This is a genomic window from Streptomyces vulcanius (assembly GCF_042653945.1).
GTDB lineage: Bacteria > Actinomycetota > Actinomycetes > Streptomycetales > Streptomycetaceae > Streptomyces > Streptomyces mangrovi.
The window spans coordinates 462106-478861 of sequence record NZ_JBHSFK010000003.1; the positions used below are offsets into that span (position 1 = coordinate 462106).

Below are 16756 nucleotides of genomic sequence, written 5' to 3' on the forward strand. Positions count from 1 at the left end.
CCACAGCCGCCGAGCCGCCGAGCCGCCGAGCCGCCGCTAGAACTCGCCCAGTTCGTCGGCGTACGGCGGTTCCGCGCCTGCTCGGGAGCAGGTGATCGCCGCCGCGCGGGCCGCGAAGCGCAGCAATCGTGTCCAGTCGTCGGCGCCCAGGAACTTGACGGCCGTCGGGGAGAGCGCGTCGCGCGCCGCGAGGCCGTGCAGCAGCGCCGCGTTCACCGTGTCGCCGGCGCCGATGGTGTCCACGACGTCGACCTCCTCACGCGGCACGGGGTACACCGCGCCGTTGCGGGTGAACACGCTCAGCCCGGCGCCGCCGTGTGTGATCACCACCGCCGAGGGGCCCGAGGACAGCCACTCCTGCGGGGTACCGCCCAGCCACTCGGCGTCCTCCTCGGACAGCTTGAGCAGGGACACCGAGGGCAGCCAGCTCTTGAAGCGGGCCCGGTAGGCGTCGGCGTCGGGGATCAGCCCGGGCCGGATGTTCGGATCGAGCGTGGTGAACACGCCCTGCGCCGACGCGGCCCGCAGCAGCTCCTCGTACGCGGTCGCGCCCGGCTCCAGAACCAGCGAACAGGTGCCGAAGGACACCGCGCGCGTCCCGGCGGGGAGCGCGTCCGGGGCCGTGAACAGCCGGTCGGCGGTGCCCTCGACGTAGAAGGAGTAGGCGGCGGAGCCGTCCCGGTCGACGGTGGCGACCGCGAGGGTGGTCGGCTCGGGACCGCGCTGCACGGCGGACACGTCCACGCCCGACTCCCGGAGCCGGTCGAGCAGGGCCTCGCCGAAGGCGTCGTGGGAGACACGCGAGCAGAAGGCGGTGGGGGAGCCGAGGCGGCCCAGCGCGACGGCCGTGTTGTAGGGCCCGCCGCCGAGTGCCGGCTGCAGCTCCGCCAGGGCACCCGTGCCCCGCGGTACCAGGTCGATGAGGGCCTCACCGGCGACGACGATCACGGAGCGATTCCTTTCTGGGGGGCGATCGGGCCCCGGCTGCGGCCCGCAGACCCGAGTCTGCCTGCTCCACCCGGCGCCGCGGGGCCCGATCACCCGGAACCCGGGCCGCTACTCCCAGTCCCACCCGATGCCCAGCATCCCCGACCGTACCCGCGGTTCGACGAGATGGACCGAGCGGTACCGGCGGCTCAGCGGCAGCTCCTGCCGGCCGCCGCGCGGGGCCGCCGCCGAGTGCTGGCTGAACCGGTGGCAGCGCACGGGCAGCACCTGCCCGTCGAAACGGACCTGGAGGGCGTACTGGCCGCCCGCCGCGCCGAAGCCGCGCAGGTACTCGCTGGAGACGTCGGCGGTGCCGTCCTCGACGGCGTAGCGGAAGAGGAAGGTTTCTCCTGCCCTCAGCCGGGTGTCGAAGAGGAACTCGGCCACCAGGACGCCGGTGTCGTGATGGCGGCGGACGCGGCCCGCCCGGCAGTTCTCCAGGGCCTGCACGGTCATCCGGTCCGGCGCGCACCCGGGGTCCCCGTGGTGGACGGCGACGAAGCGGTCGACGCCGTCGCGATGGGCACGCACGATGTGCTGGGACTCATGGCCGAGGAGCTCACGGCGGCTGCCGATACGGACGCGTTCGTGGTGGCTGAGGGTGTGCAGCCCGCCGTCGAGTGGGCACTCCAGTTCGGCGTGCAGCCGTTCGAGCACATCGCTGGCCTCCAGGAACGCCCGGTAGGAGCGGCCTGTGGGCTGTCCGGGGACGACGGCGGTCTCCCCCGCGCCGGTGTTCTCCAGAAGCCGGATCAGGGACTCCTCCGGCAGTTGCAGGATCTCCTCCAGCGCGCGGACGGCACGCAGGGACTCCGGGCGCTGCGGGCGCCGGGCGCCCTGCTGCCAGTAACTGAGGCTCGTGACACCGACTTTGACCCCGTGACGAGACAGATGGTGCTGAACACGCTGCAGGGGCAGTCCACGGGCGGCGATCGCGGCACGCAGCGCGACATGGAACGGGCCGCCCCGCAGGACCGTGTCCAGTTCCGCGGTGGCGACGTCCTCGGCGGCGTCCGCGTGCTGTGTGGCGTGCGGCATGCAGGGGCCTTTCTGTGAAAGCGCGCGACGGCTGGTCGGACCGCCGCGTGAGGGGTCGGGGCCGCTCCGAGGACACCGGGCACTCCTTCACATCCGTAAAACGTCCTTCGGGGCCCCGAGTTCCTCCGCATTGAAGCGTGTTGACCAAGTCCCGACAACACCTGATGCCCGAGTGGCACATGCGTCTGGCGGGTGCGCGAGCCCCGGACATGCGGTGCGGGACACCCGGCGCCGTTGTCCACAGCCCCGCCGGAGTGTCACTCCCCGCCAGTAGGGTGTGAGACATGGCCGACCCCTCCAGCTACCGCCCCAAGCCGGGACAGATCCCCGACTCTCCCGGGGTGTACAGGTTCCGCGACGAGCACCGCCGGGTGATCTACGTCGGAAAGGCGAAAAGCCTGCGCCAGCGCCTGGCGAACTACTTCCAGGATCTGGCTGGAATGCATCCGCGCACCCGCACGATGGTCACCACGGCCGCGTCGGTGGAGTGGACGGTGGTGTCCACGGAGGTCGAGGCGCTCCAGCTGGAGTACTCCTGGATCAAGGAGTACGACCCGCGGTTCAACGTGAAGTACCGCGACGACAAGAGCTACCCGTACCTCGCGGTGACGATGAACGAGGAGTTCCCGCGCGTACAGGTGATGCGCGGCCACAAGAAGAAGGGCGTCCGGTACTTCGGGCCGTACGCGCACGCGTGGGCGATCCGCGACACCGTCGACCTCCTGCTGCGTGTCTTCCCGGTCCGCACCTGCTCCGCCGGTGTCTTCAAGAACGCCTCCCGAACCGGCCGGCCCTGTCTGCTCGGATACATCGGCAAGTGCTCCGCCCCCTGCGTCGGCCGGATCAGCCCCGAGGACCACTACGAACTGGCGGACGAGTTCTGCGACTTCATGACCGGCCGCACCGGCACCTACCTGCGCCGCCTGGAGAAGCAGATGGGGGAGGCGGCCGAGGAACTGGAGTACGAGCGGGCCGCCCGTCTGCGTGACGACATCGAGGCCCTGAAGAAGGCCATGGAGAAGAACGCGGTGGTGCTCGCCGACGCCACCGACGCCGACCTGATCGCAGTCGCCGAGGACGAGCTGGAGGCGGCCGTCCAGATCTTCCACGTACGCGGCGGACGCGTGCGCGGCCAGCGCGGCTGGGTCACCGACAAGGTCGAGGAGATCACCACCGGTGCCCTCGTCGAGCACGCCCTGCAACAGCTGTACGGCGAGGAGACCGGGGATGCCGTCCCCAAGGAGGTCCTGGTCCCCGCCCTGCCCGACCCGGTGGAGCCCGTCCAGGAGTGGCTGACCGGGCGCCGCGGCGCCGGCGTCTCGCTGCGGATCCCGCAGCGCGGCGACAAGCGGGCCCTGATGGAGACCGTGGAGCGCAACGCCCAGCAGGCACTCGTCCTGCACAAGACCAGGCGCGCCTCCGACCTGGCCACGCGCTCGCGAGCCCTGGAGGAGATCGCCGACGCGCTCGCCCTGGACAGTGCCCCGCTGCGGATCGAGTGCTACGACATCTCGCACCTCCAGGGCGACGACGTGGTGGCCTCGATGGTCGTGTTCGAGGACGGCCTGGTCCGCAAGAGCGAGTACCGCCGCTTCCAGATCAAGAGCTTCGAGGGCCAGGACGACGTCCGCTCCATGCACGAGGTGATCACCCGCCGCTTCCGGCGCTACCTCGCCGAGAAGGAGCGGACGGGGGAGTGGGCCGACGAGGAATCCGGGGAACTCAAGGACGACGACGGCCGCCCCAAGCGCTTCGCCTACCCGCCCCAGCTGGTCGTCGTGGACGGCGGGCAGCCCCAGGTCGCCGCCGCGCGCCGGGCCCTCGACGAGCTCGGTATCGACGACATCGCCGTCTGCGGTCTCGCCAAGCGCCTGGAGGAGGTCTGGCTGCCGCACGAGGACGATCCCGTGGTCCTGCCCCGCACCAGCGAGGGCCTCTACCTCCTCCAGCGGGTCCGCGACGAGGCCCACCGCTTCGCGATCACCTACCAGCGCACCAAGCGGGCCAAGCGGTTCCGGGCCGGCCCGCTGGACGACGTACCCGGCCTCGGCGAGACCCGTAAACAGGCGCTGATCAAGCACTTCGGCTCGGTGAAGAAGCTGCGGGCCGCGACGGTCGACCAGATCTGCGAGGTTCCGGGCATAGGCCGCAAGACCGCCGAGACCATCGCCGCGACGCTCGCACGGGCCGCCCGGCCCGCCCCCTCCGTGAATACGGCGACCGGAGAGATCATTGAAGACGAGGAACCCGACACGACGGCGGATTCCCCCGGAGACCCCGTGACGGCGGGCGCCCCGGAAGAACGACGGGGGCAGGAGACATGACCGAGCACGACGCACACCCCACGGACCAGCGAGATCAGGCGACCGGGGCCGAGGCAGGCCCGGCGCCCAGGGAAACGGGCGACAATCGCTCCCAGCCCCCCACAGTCCCCGACAGCGCCGAGCACGACGCGCGCCACGAAGACGGAGCACAGGTGAGTACGGACAGCACGCCGCCCGGGATCCCCGAGGCGGCCATCCCCGAGCTGGTGATCATCTCCGGCATGTCCGGGGCGGGCCGGTCGACGGCCGCCAAGTGTCTGGAGGACCTCGGCTGGTTCGTCGTCGACAACCTGCCGCCCGCCCTGATCCCCACCATGGTGGAGCTGGGCGCCCGCTCCCAGGGCAACGTGGCCCGGATCGCGGTCGTCGTGGACGTCCGCGGCCGGCGCTTCTTCGACAACCTCCGCCAGTCCCTCTCCGACCTGGAGTCGAAGAGCGTCACCCGGCGGATCGTGTTCCTGGAGTCCTCCGACGACGCCCTCGTGCGCCGCTTCGAGTCGGTGCGCCGCCCGCACCCCCTCCAGGGCGACGGCCGTATCGTCGACGGCATCGAGGCCGAGCGTGAGCTGCTGCGCGAGCTGCGCGGCGACGCCGACCTGGTGATCGACACCTCCAGCCTCAACGTGCACGAGCTGCGCGCCAAGATGGACGCCCAGTTCGCCGGCGAGGAGGAGCCCGAGCTGCGGGCCACCGTGATGTCCTTCGGCTTCAAGTACGGCCTCCCGGTCGACGCCGACCTGGTCGTGGACATGCGCTTCCTGCCCAATCCGCACTGGATCCCGGAGCTGCGCCCCTACACCGGCCTCAACGAGGAGGTCTCGGCGTACATCTTCAACCAGCCCGGCGCGAAGGAGTTCCTCGACCGGTACGCGGAGCTCCTCCAGCTGGTTGCCGCGGGCTACCGCCGTGAGGGCAAGCGCTATGTGACCATCGCGGTCGGCTGTACGGGCGGCAAGCACCGTTCGGTCGCGACGTCGGAGAAGCTCGCCGCGCGCCTCGCGGCCGAGGGCGTGGAGACGGTGGTCGTACACCGGGACATGGGACGGGAATGACGGGACGTACTCCGCGGCTCGGCCGGCTGCGCAGGGTCGAGCCGGAGGGGCGCGTGAGCCGGCCGGTCCAGGCCCGGGGCGCCAGACCGCGCCGCCGCGGCGCACAGCCCAAGGTCGTCGCGCTCGGCGGCGGCATGGGCCTGTCCGCCTCGCTCGCCGCGCTGCGCCGGATCACCGGCGACCTCACGGCCGTCGTCACGGTGGCCGACGACGGCGGCTCCAGCGGCCGGCTGCGCGACGAACTGGGCGTGCTGCCGCCCGGTGACCTGCGCAAGGCACTGGCCGCGCTGTGCGGCGACGACGACTGGGGACAGACCTGGGCCCGGGTCATCCAGCACCGCTTCCAGTCACAGGGCGAGATCAACGGCCACGCGGTCGGCAACCTGCTGATCGTCGCCCTGTGGGAGCAGCTCGGCGACCACGTCCTGGCCCTGGACCTGGTCGGCAAGCTGCTGGGCGCGCACGGGCGCGTGCTGCCCATGTCCGCCGTACCGCTGGAGCTCCAGGCCCTGGTCAAGGGGCACGACCCGGAGCGGCCCGAGGACGTCGACACCGTGTGCGGCCAGGCGACCGTGGCCCTCACCCCCGGCGAGGTCCAGTCGGTGCACCTCGTGCCGGTCGACCCGCCCGCCGTCCCCGAGGCGGTGGCGGCCGTCCTGGACGCGGACTGGGTGGTCCTGGGCCCCGGGTCCTGGTTCTCCTCGGTGATCCCGCACCTGCTCGTGCCGGAACTGCTCGACGCCCTCATGGAGACCAAGGCGCGCCGGGTACTCTCGCTGAACCTCGCACCGCAGCCGGGAGAAACCGACGGCTTCTCCCCGCAGCGTCATTTGGAGGTTTTGGGACGACACGCCCCTAAACTCGCCCTGGACGTGGTGCTGGCCGACGAGGCCGCCGTGCCCGACCGGGACTCCCTGAGCGACGCCGCCAAACGGTTCGGGGCCACGGTCGAGCTGGCGACGGTGGCCCGGACCGACGGAACTCCCCGGCACGACCCGGAGCTCCTCGCCGCCGCGTACGACCGTATTTTTCGGATGCATGGAAGGATCGGCCCATGGCGATGACGGCAGCGGTGAAGGACGAGATCTCCCGGCTCCCCGTCACCCGGACCTGCTGCAGAAAGGCGGAGGTCTCCGCCATGCTGCGGTTCGCCGGCGGCCTTCACCTGGTGAGCGGGCGCATCGTGATCGAGGCGGAGCTGGACACGGCGATGGCGGCCCGCCGGCTCAAGCGGGACATCCTGGAGATCTTCGGCCACAGCTCGGAGCTGATCGTGATGGCCCCCGGCGGCATCCGGCGCGGCTCGCGCTACGTGGTGCGGGTCGTCGCCGGCGGTGACCAGCTGGCCCGGCAGACGGGGCTCGTGGACGGCCGCGGACGGCCCATCCGGGGTCTGCCCCCACAGGTGGTGTCCGGGGCGACCTGCGACGCCGAGGCGGCCTGGCGCGGGGCCTTCCTGGCGCACGGCTCGCTGACCGAGCCCGGCCGCTCCTCGTCCCTCGAGGTGACCTGCCCGGGCCCGGAGGCCGCGCTCGCGCTGGTCGGCGCCGCCCGCCGGCTGTCGATCGCCGCCAAGGCCCGCGAGGTGCGGGGGGTCGACCGGGTCGTCGTACGCGACGGCGACGCCATCGGCGCCCTGCTCACCCGGCTCGGCGCCCATGAGTCGGTGCTGGCCTGGGAGGAGCGCCGGATGCGCCGCGAGGTGCGGGCCACGGCCAACCGGCTCGCCAACTTCGACGACGCCAACCTGCGCCGCTCCGCGCGTGCGGCCGTCGCCGCCGGCGCCCGGGTGCAGCGCGCCCTGGAGATCCTCGCCGACGAGGTGCCCGAGCATCTCGCGGCGGCCGGCCGGCTGCGGATGGACCACAAGCAGGCCTCCCTGGAGGAGCTGGGCGCGCTCGCCGACCCGCCGCTGACCAAGGACGCGGTGGCCGGCCGGATCCGCCGGCTCCTCGCGATGGCCGACAAGCGCGCGGCCGACCTCGGCATCCCGGGGACGGAGGCCAACCTCTCCGAGGAACTCGCCGACAACCTGGTCGGCTGAGCGTCCGTCTTCTGCTGACGAATCGTCAGAACGCCGGTGGTATCGGCCGATCGGGTGATACCACCGGCGTTTTCCTGTCTTTGGGGCGCCCTTGACTGGATCATGAACTGTCATGAGCCTGGCAGAGTTCGCTGAAGTGGCGAACCCACTCTAGGGGGGTTCATGAGACGAAGAGCGGGATCGATCCTGGCTGTCGGCGCACTGCTGCTCGGTGGCGCGGCACTCGCACCCGTCGCCCAGGCGCAGACGGGGAGTTCGCCCAAGCCAGACCCGGACGAGGTCAACGTCTACCGCGCCGAGATCACCAAGCAGCAGGTTCCCCTGCTGCTCGCCGCCGGGCAGGACAGCCACGAGCTGAGCGAACAGGCGCCCGAGCAGGGCACCGCCAGCGTCGAGGTCTACCTCACCGGCGACCAGGCGAAGAAGCTGGAGAAGCAGGGCGTCGAGCTCACCGAGCACACACTTTCGGCCAAAGCGGAGAAGCGTCTCGACGCCGCGGCCGAGGGCGTCTTCCGCCCGTACAGCGGGAGCGGCGGCCTCAAGGAGGAGATTCTCCGCGCCGGCCAGCAGAACCCGGGCCTCACCAAGGTCGTCTCGATCGGAAAGACCGTCAACGGCCAGGACATCCTCGCGCTCAAACTGACCAAGGGCGCGAAGAAGGCCAAGGACGGCTCGAAGCCGTCCGTGCTCTACATGTCCAACCAGCACGCGCGCGAGTGGATCACGCCGGAAATGACCCGCCGGCTGATGCACTACTACCTGGACAACTACAAGACCGACAAGCGCGTCAAGAAGATCGTCGACTCCACCGAACTGTGGTTCGTCCTCTCGGCCAACCCCGACGGCTACGACTACACCTTCCAGGACTCCGACACCCGCCTGTGGCGCAAGAACCTGCGGGACGTCAACGGCGACGGCGCGATCTCCACCGGCGACGGCGTCGACCTCAACCGCAACTTCGCCTACAAGTGGGGCTACGACGACGAGGGTTCGTCCCCCAACCCCACCAGTGAGACCTACCGCGGCGCGGGCCCCGTCTCCGAGCCGGAGACCAAGGCGATCGACGCCTTCGAGAAGCGCATCGACTTCACGTACGGCATCAACTACCACTCCGCCGCCGAACTGCTGCTCTACGGCGTCGGGTGGCAGGTCGCCACCGACAGCCCCGACGACGTCGTGTACGAGGCGCTCGCCGGCACCCCCGACAACTCCGCGATCCCGGGCTACCACCCGCAGGTCTCCTCCGAGCTGTACACCACCAACGGCGAGGCGGACGGCCACGCGGCGAACGTCAACGGCGTCGCGATGTTCACCCCCGAGATGTCGACCTGCCAGACCGCGTCGAACATCGACCCGAACGACCAGTGGAACGCCTCCGACTGCCAGTCGGTCTTCAACTTCCCGGACGACGAGAAGCTGATCCAGGACGAGTTCGCCAAGAACGTCCCGTTCGCGCTCTCCGTCGCCGAGTCCGCCGCGACGCCGGACCAGCCGAAGTCCTCGGTCGGCCGGACCGCCGCCGACTTCACCCCGGCGCCGTTCGCCACGTCGTACTCGCGCGGCGCGGACCAGCGGGTCTCGGTCGTCGCACGGAAGGCGGTCCGGGACAAGGAGCTCAAGTACCGCGTCAACGGCGGCCGTACGCACGACCAGGCACTGAAGGCCTGGAAGGGCGGCGAGACCTACGGCGGCGAGGACAACCTGTACTACGACGAGTACCGGGCCAAGGTGCGGGACGGCGAGCCGGGCGACAAGGTCGAGGTGTGGTTCACCGGTAGGACCAAGGCCGGCAAGAAGGTCTCCAGCGAGCACTTCACCTACACGATCGCCGCGCGGCCCAAGGCCGACACCCTCGTCGTCGCCGAGGAGGGCACGGCGGCCACGCAGGCGCAGACCTACGTCGACGCGCTGAAGGCCAACGGCCGCAAGGCGATCGTCTGGGACGTCGCCACCCAGGGCGCGCCCGACGCGCTCGGCGTGCTGAGCCACTTCGACACCGTCGTCCACTACACGGGCGCGAGCGTCCCCGGCAACCCGACCCAGCTCGAACTGCGCGCCTACCTCAACGAGGGCGGCAAGCTGATCGAGGCGGGCGAACAGGCCGGCGGCAGCGTCAGCCTGGCCGACGGCACCCCGTCGAACGACTTCAGCCAGTACTACCTGGGCGCCTACTCCCGTACGTCGACCCCCGGCGCCACCGGCTTCACCGGTTCCGGAGCGCTCGCCGGCTTCGGCGGGCCCCTCGGCGCCGCCACCGGCAACCCGCTGGACCGCGCCGGCACCTACCGCGTCACCTCGGAAGAGCTCCCGGTCGCCACCTATCCGCAGTTCAAGAGCGCGGGCGCCGGCCAGTTCGCCGGGACGGTCAATCCGTACGGCCCCTACGCGGGCTCGTACATGGCCGCCGCGGTACACACCGACGACGCCTACAAGCGCCTCACCCGCACCATCGACCTCACCGGTGTCGGCGCGGCGAGCAAGCCGGCCCTCCGTACCCAGCTGCTGTGGGACACCGAGCCCGGCTACGACAACGCGATCGTCGAGGTCCACACGGTCGGCGCCGACGACTGGACCACGCTCCCCGAGGCGGGCGGCGCCACCAGCGCCACCGTGCCGGACGACTGCGGGGCGGGCTTCTACATCGGCGAGCACCCGTGGCTGAAGCACTACCTGACCATCGGATCGAACGACTGCACGGCGACCGGCACCAGCGGCTCCTGGAACGCCCTCACCGGCGCCTCCAGCGGCTGGCAGCAGGTGAACTTCGACCTCAGCGCCTACGCGGGCAAGCAGATCGAGGTCTCGCTCTCCTATGTCACCGACCCGAGCGCAGGCGGCCGCGGTGTCCTCGCCGACGAGGCCTCGCTGGTCGTCGGCGGCACCGCCACCGGGACCGAGGGCTTCGAGACCTCGCTGGGCGCCTGGAAGGTCGCCGGACCGCCCGCCGGCAGCCCGGCCGTCCTGAAGGACTGGGCGCGCAGCGGAACGCTCTTCCAGACCTACGGCGCGGTCACCACCGACGACACCGTGCTGCTGGGCTTCGGCCTGGAGCACGTCACCTCGGCGGCCGACCGCAAGACGCTCATCGGAAAGGCGCTCGACTCACTTGAGAGCTGATCGGGCGCGGTCAAGGGCGAGTGGTGACTCGTAACCGAACCGAGTGACAGGGCTTTTCGGCCCGGGCGGTCCGTACCCCTACTGGCGGGTACGGGCCGTCCTGCCGTGTATGGGGCGACTCGATGTCACCACGGGGCCCTCGGAGAGGTAGGGTCGGGGGTGGTCGGGGACATCCCAAACACAGCTCGCCGGCACCGCATGGCCGGCGTACCAACGAGGAGATCGGTTCGTGACGATCCGCGTAGGCATCAACGGCTTTGGCCGCATCGGTCGTAACTACTTCCGCGCGCTGCTGGAGCAGGGTGCTGACATCGAGATCGTGGCTGTCAACGACCTGGGCGACACCGCGACCACCGCGCACCTGCTGAAGTACGACACCATCCTGGGCCGCCTGAAGGCGGAGGTGTCGAACACCGCCGACACGATCACCGTCGACGGCCGCACCATCAAGGTGCTCTCCGAGCGCAACCCCGCCGACATCCCGTGGGGCGAGCTCGGCGTCGACATCGTCATCGAGTCGACCGGCATCTTCACCAAGAAGGCCGACGCCGAGAAGCACATCGCCGGCGGCGCCAAGAAGGTCCTCATCTCGGCTCCGGCCAAGGACGAGGACATCACCATCGTGATGGGCGTCAACCAGGACAAGTACGACCCGGCGCACCACCACGTCATCTCCAACGCCTCCTGCACCACCAACTGTGTGGCGCCGATGGCCAAGGTCCTCGACGAGAACTTCGGCATCGTCAAGGGTCTGATGACGACGGTCCACGCGTACACGAACGACCAGCGCATCCTGGACTTCCCGCACTCGGACCTGCGCCGCGCCCGCGCCGCCGCCGAGAACATCATCCCGACCACGACGGGCGCCGCGAAGGCCACCGCCCTGGTCCTGCCGCAGCTCAAGGGCAAGCTCGACGGCATCGCGATGCGCGTCCCGGTTCCCACCGGCTCGGCCACCGACCTGGTCGTGACGCTGCAGCGCGAGGTCACCAAGGACGAGGTCAACGCCGCGTTCAAGAAGGCCTCCGACGACGGCGACCTCAAGGGCTACCTGTCGTACACCGAGGACCAGATCGTCTCCTCGGACATCGTCGGCGACCCGGCCTCCTGCACCTTCGACTCCTCCCTGACCATGGTCCAGGAGGGCAACACGGTGAAGATCCTCGGCTGGTACGACAACGAGTGGGGCTACTCCAACCGCCTCGTCGACCTGACGGTCTTCGTCGGCGGCCAGCTCTGATCGTCGGATCAGGCACCTCGATGTGACAGCAGGGCCCGTGCGGCGCAGCGACGCGCCGCCCGGGCCCTGAGTCACGTACGGAACGGCCTTGTCTACGATCACGGAGCACCACCAGCCCTCGGGAGCCCCTTTCATGAAGACGATCGACGAACTCCTCGCCGCAGGCGTGACCGGTACGCGGGTCTTCGTCCGCGCCGATCTCAACGTGCCGCTCGACGGCACGCGCATCACCGACGACGGCCGGATCCGCGCCGTCCTGCCCACCGTCAAGGCCCTCGCGGACGCGGGCGCCAAGGTGGTCGTCGCCTCCCACCTGGGCCGTCCCAAGGGCGCCCCGGACCCCGCGTTCTCCCTCGCCCCCGCAGCGGCGCGGCTCGGCGAGCTCCTCGGCACCGAGGTGGCCTTCGCGACCGACACCGTCGGCGACTCCGCCCTGGCGACCGTCGACGGCCTGGCCGACGGCGGGGTCGCCGTCGTCGAGAACCTCCGCTTCAACGCGGGCGAGACCTCCAAGGACGACGTCGAGCGGGGCGCCTTCGCGGACCGGCTCGCCGAACTCGCGGACGTCTACGTCGGCGACGGCTTCGGCGCGGTGCACCGCAAGCACGCGTCCGTGTTCGACCTCCCGGCCCGCCTGCCGCACTACGTCGGCTTCCTCATCGCCACCGAGGTCGGCGTCCTGAAGAAGCTCACCGACGACGTGCAGCGGCCCTACGTGGTCGCCCTCGGCGGTGCCAAGGTCTCCGACAAGCTCGCCGTCATCGACGAACTGCTCAAGAAGGCCGACCGCATCCTCATCGGGGGCGGCATGGCGTACACCTTCCTCAAGGCCAAGGGCTACGAGATCGGCTCGTCCCTCCTCCAGGAGGACCAGGTCCCGGTGGTCGTCGAGTACATCGAGCGCGCGGAGAAGACCGGCGTCGAACTGGTGCTGCCCGTCGACGCGCTGGTCGGTGCCGCCTTCCCGGACCTGAAGACCAAGGCCCCGGCCAACCCCACCGCCGTCGCCGCGGACGCGATCCCGGCCGACCGGATGGGCCTGGACATCGGTCCGGAGTCCCGCAAGCTGTACGCCTCGAAGCTCACCGACGCCGCCACGGTCTTCTGGAACGGCCCCATGGGCGTCTTCGAGCACCCCGACTACGCCGAGGGCACCAAGGCGGTCGCCCAGGCACTCCTCGACTCCCCGGCCTTCACGGTCGTCGGCGGTGGCGACTCCGCCGCCGCCGTCCGCCTCCTGGGCTTCGACGAGAACGCATTCGGCCACATCTCGACCGGCGGCGGCGCCTCCCTCGAATACCTCGAGGGCAAGACGCTCCCCGGCCTCGCCGCACTGGAGGACTGACCGGTATGACCACTCGCACGCCGCTGATGGCGGGCAACTGGAAGATGAACCTCAACCACCTCGAGGCCATCGCCCACGTCCAGAAGCTCGCCTTCGCCCTCGCGGACAAGGACTACGAGGCCGTCGAGGTCGCGGTCCTGCCCCCCTTCACCGACCTGCGCTCCGTGCAGACCCTGGTCGACGGCGACAAGCTCAAGATCAAGTACGGCGCCCAGGACATCTCCGCGCACGACGGCGGCGCCTACACCGGCGAGGTCTCCGGGCCGATGCTGGCGAAGCTGAAGTGCACGTACGTGGCGATCGGCCACTCCGAGCGCCGGCAGTACCACGCCGAGACCGACGACATCGTCAACGCCAAGGTCAAGGCCGCCTACAAGCACGACCTCACCCCGATCCTGTGTGTCGGCGAGGAACTGCACGTCCGCCAGGCCGGCAACCACGTCTCCCACACGCTCGCCCAGGTCGAGGGCGGTCTGAAGGGACTGCCGGCCGAGCAGGCCGAGTCGGTCGTGATCGCCTACGAGCCGGTGTGGGCCATCGGCACCGGCGAGGTCTGCGGCGCGGGGGACGCGCAGGAGGTGTGCGCCGCGATCCGCGCCAAGCTCGCCGAGCTGTACTCGCAGGAGCTGGCCGACCAGGTCCGCATCCAGTACGGCGGCTCCGTCAAGGCCGGCAATGTCGCCGAGATCATGGCGCAGGCCGACATCGACGGCGCGCTGGTCGGCGGTGCCTCGCTGGACACCGACGAGTTCGTCAAGATCGTGCGATTCCGCGACCAGTGAGTCGACCAGTGAGTCGATCAGTGAGTGATCAGTGAGTCGACCTGTGAGTAGGCCTTAGGCCCGATCCGTCGTACTCTTGCGGGGGCACAGCCCTGGTGCTGTGCCCCCGTCGTTATTCGACGTCGTTATCCGAATCCGAGGAAGTTGGTCCAGCCGTGGTTTTGGGGTTCTCGATCGCCCTGATCGTCTTCAGCCTGCTGATGATGCTGCTGGTGCTGATGCACAAGGGGAAGGGCGGCGGCCTCTCCGACATGTTCGGTGGCGGAATGCAGTCGTCCGTCGGCGGCTCCTCGGTCGCCGAGCGCAACCTCGACCGCATCACCATCGTGGTTGGTCTGCTCTGGTTCGCCTGCATCATCGTCCTCGCCATGCTGATGAAGTCGAACAGCTGATCCGGATCAATTAATCCGCACATCGATCCGGACAACTGAACAGCGTCGCACAGGAACGCACATTCCGTACGTAAGGCCCCATGTTCGGTACGCGCAGCTGAGCGCGGCCTATCATGGGGCTTGCGTCTAGGTGCGGGAGCTGTAACTCCAATCACTGGACGCGCGTTGGGCCTTACGTAGACTGAGGCGCTCGCAGCGAAGCGAAACGCCGACTCGCTTTGCGGCACCATTACGCAGGGAGTTACGACCGTGGCAAGTGGCAACGCGATCCGAGGAAGCCGGGTCGGGGCGGGGCCGATGGGCGAGGCCGAGCGGGGCGAGTCCGCGCCGCGTCTGCGCATCTCCTTCTGGTGCTCCAACGGGCACGAGACGCAGCCCAGCTTCGCCAGCGACGCGCAGGTTCCCGACACCTGGGACTGCCCGCGCTGCGGCTTCCCGGCCGGACAGGACCGGGACAACCCCCCCGCTCCGCCGCGCACCGAGCCCTACAAGACGCACCTCGCCTACGTGCGGGAGCGCCGCAGCGACGCCGACGGCGAGGCCATCCTCGCCGAGGCGCTCGCCAAACTGCGGGGCGAGATCTAGGAGTTGAGACCGGCCGGGGGCCCTTGAGGCGCCTGGCCGGAGCTGTTTCGTGCGCTGTCGCCCGGCCGATTGTCAGTGGTGCCCTCTACGGTTTTCGTAACGGTCCTCGTGTCTGCGACGGACCGGGAACGGGAGGGGGAGCCGTGACGGGGGTCGAGGCGGGGCAGGTGCGTGCGCCCGCGTGGCGTGGAGGGTTCGGGCGGCTGTGGGGCGCCGCGGTGCTGTCCAGCTTCGGCGATGCCCTGCGTGCGGCGGCCCTGCCGCTGCTGGCCGTCTCGCTGACCGACGACCCGCTGCTCATCGCCTCGGTCACCGCCTGCGGCTATCTGCCGTGGATCGTCTTCGGGCTGCTCGGCGGTGCCGTCGCCGACCGTGTCGACCAGCGGCGCGCCATGGGCGCGGTGGACGCGGTACGAGGAATCCTCGTCGCGGGATTCGCGGTGGCCGTCGCGCTCGGCCACGCCTCGATCACCCTGCTGATCGTGCTGGCCTTCACCCTGACCACACTCCAGACCCTGTTCGACAACGCCTCCACGGCCCTGCTGGCCGCCCTGGTGGACCGCGAGGCGCTGGGCAGTGCCAACGCCCGTCTGATGACCGGGCAGCGGATCGCCGGCGGTCTGGTGGGAGCGCCGGCCGTGCCGCTGCTGATCGTCGCCGGGGCGGCCGTCCCGTTCGCGGTCGACGCGGCGACCTTCCTGGTGGCCGCCGCACTGGTGACCTCGCTGCGGACCGCCGCGCCCGAGCGGGAGCCGAGAGCGGCGGGCAGCACGCTGCGCCGCGAGATCGCGGAAGGGCTGCGCCATCTGCGGCGGGACCGCCCGCTGCGGGGCCTGTGCGCCGCCACGGCCCTGTGCAACATCGGCATGGGCGCCCAGATCGCCACGCTGGTCGTCCTGGTGACCGGCTGGCTGCACGCGGGCCCCGCGGGCTACGCGGCGGCGGGCACCGCGGTCACCCTCGGCAGCCTGGCCGGGGGACTGGTCAACGGCCGGCTCGTGCACCGCCTCGGCACCATCCGCGCCCTGCTCCTCGCCGGCACGGTGCAGACCGCGGCCCTGGTCGTCATGGGGACCGTACGCAGCCTGGCCGTCCTGGTTTCCGCCCTTGCCGTCTTCGGGGTCATGGGCATGGTGTGGAACATCAACACCACGACCCTGATGCAACAGCGCAGCCCCGCCGACCTCCTCGGCCGGGTCAGCTCGGCCTTCCGGACCCTGTCCTACGCCGGAGTGCCCCTGGGCGCCCTGCTGGGCGGGGCCGTCGCCGGCACCTTCGGCCTCAACACCCCGCCGCTGCTCACCGCCGCCTTCTTCGTCCTGGCCGTCGCCGCGCTGATACCCGCGCGCCGTTCGGACGTACCTCTTGTTGCGCCACAGGACGATTCGACGTCCGCTCACGCCACGAGCTGATCAACTAGGTTGGACGGGACGGGGCAAGGCGTGCACGGCAGCACGGACAGGTGAGGAAGGGCTGAAGTCCGACATGAACGCAGACGGCCGTACGAGGCTCAACCAGACGCCCGAGTGGACGGCGCTGGACAAGCACCGCGAGGAACTCGGGGAGGTACAGCTGCGGGAGCTGTTCGCCGCCGACCCGGAGCGCGGCAGCGGCTACACGGTGCAGGTCGGCGACCTGCACATCGACTACTCGAAGCATCTGGTCACGGACGAGACGTTGCGTTTGCTGCGTGAACTGGCGGCGGCGACAGATGTGTTCGGGTTGCGGGATGCGATGTTCCGTGGTGAGCGGATCAACACGACCGAGGACCGGGCGGTGCTGCACACCGCGCTGCGGGCGCCGCGGGAGGCGGTGGTCGAGGTCGACGGGCACAACGTGGTCCCCGCGGT

Annotated in this window: 13 protein-coding genes and 1 pseudogene; 12 read left to right on the top strand and 2 right to left on the bottom strand. The window is 70.4% G+C overall.

Going from position 1 to position 16756, the window contains the following annotated elements; genetic code table 11:
* Positions 1-36: 36 nt before the first annotated feature.
* Complete coding sequence (locus tag ACFPIH_RS06865) at positions 37-948, bottom strand: carbohydrate kinase family protein (protein ID WP_381182273.1); 912 nt, start codon at positions 946-948, stop codon at positions 37-39.
* Between the two features lie 108 nt (positions 949-1056).
* Entirely contained in the window at positions 1057-2025 is a 969-nt protein-coding gene (locus tag ACFPIH_RS06870) for a hypothetical protein (RefSeq protein WP_381182275.1), read from the bottom strand.
* Positions 2026-2309: 284 nt separating this feature from the next.
* Here ACFPIH_RS06870 and uvrC point away from each other — a divergent pair, with 284 nt between their 5' ends.
* From uvrC to ACFPIH_RS06930, 12 genes and pseudogenes are all read left to right on the top strand, one after another.
* On the top strand, positions 2310-4349 hold the full coding sequence (gene uvrC, locus ACFPIH_RS06875; RefSeq protein ID WP_381182277.1) for an excinuclease ABC subunit UvrC: 2040 nt from the start codon (positions 2310-2312) through the stop codon (positions 4347-4349).
* A complete protein-coding gene (rapZ, locus tag ACFPIH_RS06880; protein WP_381182279.1) occupies positions 4346-5401 on the top strand; it encodes an RNase adapter RapZ in 1056 nt (351 codons plus the stop codon). Before uvrC ends, rapZ begins: the two co-directional genes overlap by 4 nt.
* Complete coding sequence (locus ACFPIH_RS06885; protein ID WP_381182281.1) at positions 5398-6465, top strand: gluconeogenesis factor YvcK family protein; 1068 nt, start codon at positions 5398-5400, stop codon at positions 6463-6465. The genes rapZ and ACFPIH_RS06885 overlap by 4 nt, the downstream gene beginning before the upstream one ends.
* Positions 6456-7445: a DNA-binding protein WhiA gene (gene whiA, locus ACFPIH_RS06890; RefSeq protein WP_381182283.1), complete on the top strand. Its 990-nt coding sequence runs from the start codon at positions 6456-6458 to the stop codon at positions 7443-7445. Before ACFPIH_RS06885 ends, whiA begins: the two co-directional genes overlap by 10 nt.
* A gap of 162 nt (positions 7446-7607) precedes the next feature.
* Positions 7608-10562 carry a M14 family metallopeptidase gene (locus ACFPIH_RS06895; RefSeq protein ID WP_381182285.1) on the top strand — a complete coding sequence of 985 codons (2955 nt, stop codon included), beginning with the start codon at positions 7608-7610 and terminating at the stop codon, positions 10560-10562.
* A gap of 229 nt (positions 10563-10791) precedes the next feature.
* On the top strand, positions 10792-11802 hold the full coding sequence (gene gap, locus ACFPIH_RS06900) for a type I glyceraldehyde-3-phosphate dehydrogenase (protein WP_381182287.1): 1011 nt from the start codon (positions 10792-10794) through the stop codon (positions 11800-11802).
* 133 nt (positions 11803-11935) lie between these two features.
* Complete coding sequence (locus ACFPIH_RS06905; RefSeq protein WP_381182289.1) at positions 11936-13147, top strand: phosphoglycerate kinase; 1212 nt, start codon at positions 11936-11938, stop codon at positions 13145-13147.
* A gap of 5 nt (positions 13148-13152) precedes the next feature.
* Entirely contained in the window at positions 13153-13929 is a 777-nt protein-coding gene (tpiA, locus tag ACFPIH_RS06910) for a triose-phosphate isomerase (RefSeq protein ID WP_381182290.1), read from the top strand.
* 155 nt (positions 13930-14084) lie between these two features.
* The gene (gene secG, locus ACFPIH_RS06915) at positions 14085-14321 is read left to right on the top strand and encodes a preprotein translocase subunit SecG (protein WP_381182292.1); all 237 of its coding nucleotides are present in this window, start codon (positions 14085-14087) and stop codon (positions 14319-14321) included.
* A gap of 249 nt (positions 14322-14570) precedes the next feature.
* Positions 14571-14906: an RNA polymerase-binding protein RbpA gene (locus tag ACFPIH_RS06920; RefSeq protein WP_010352468.1), complete on the top strand. Its 336-nt coding sequence runs from the start codon at positions 14571-14573 to the stop codon at positions 14904-14906.
* 143 nt (positions 14907-15049) lie between these two features.
* Positions 15050-16318 (top strand): MFS transporter, encoded by a 1269-nt coding sequence (locus tag ACFPIH_RS06925; protein ID WP_381182294.1) that lies wholly within the window; start codon positions 15050-15052, stop codon positions 16316-16318.
* Between the two features lie 73 nt (positions 16319-16391).
* A pseudogene (locus ACFPIH_RS06930) lies at positions 16392-16756 on the top strand (glucose-6-phosphate isomerase); the annotation flags it as partial.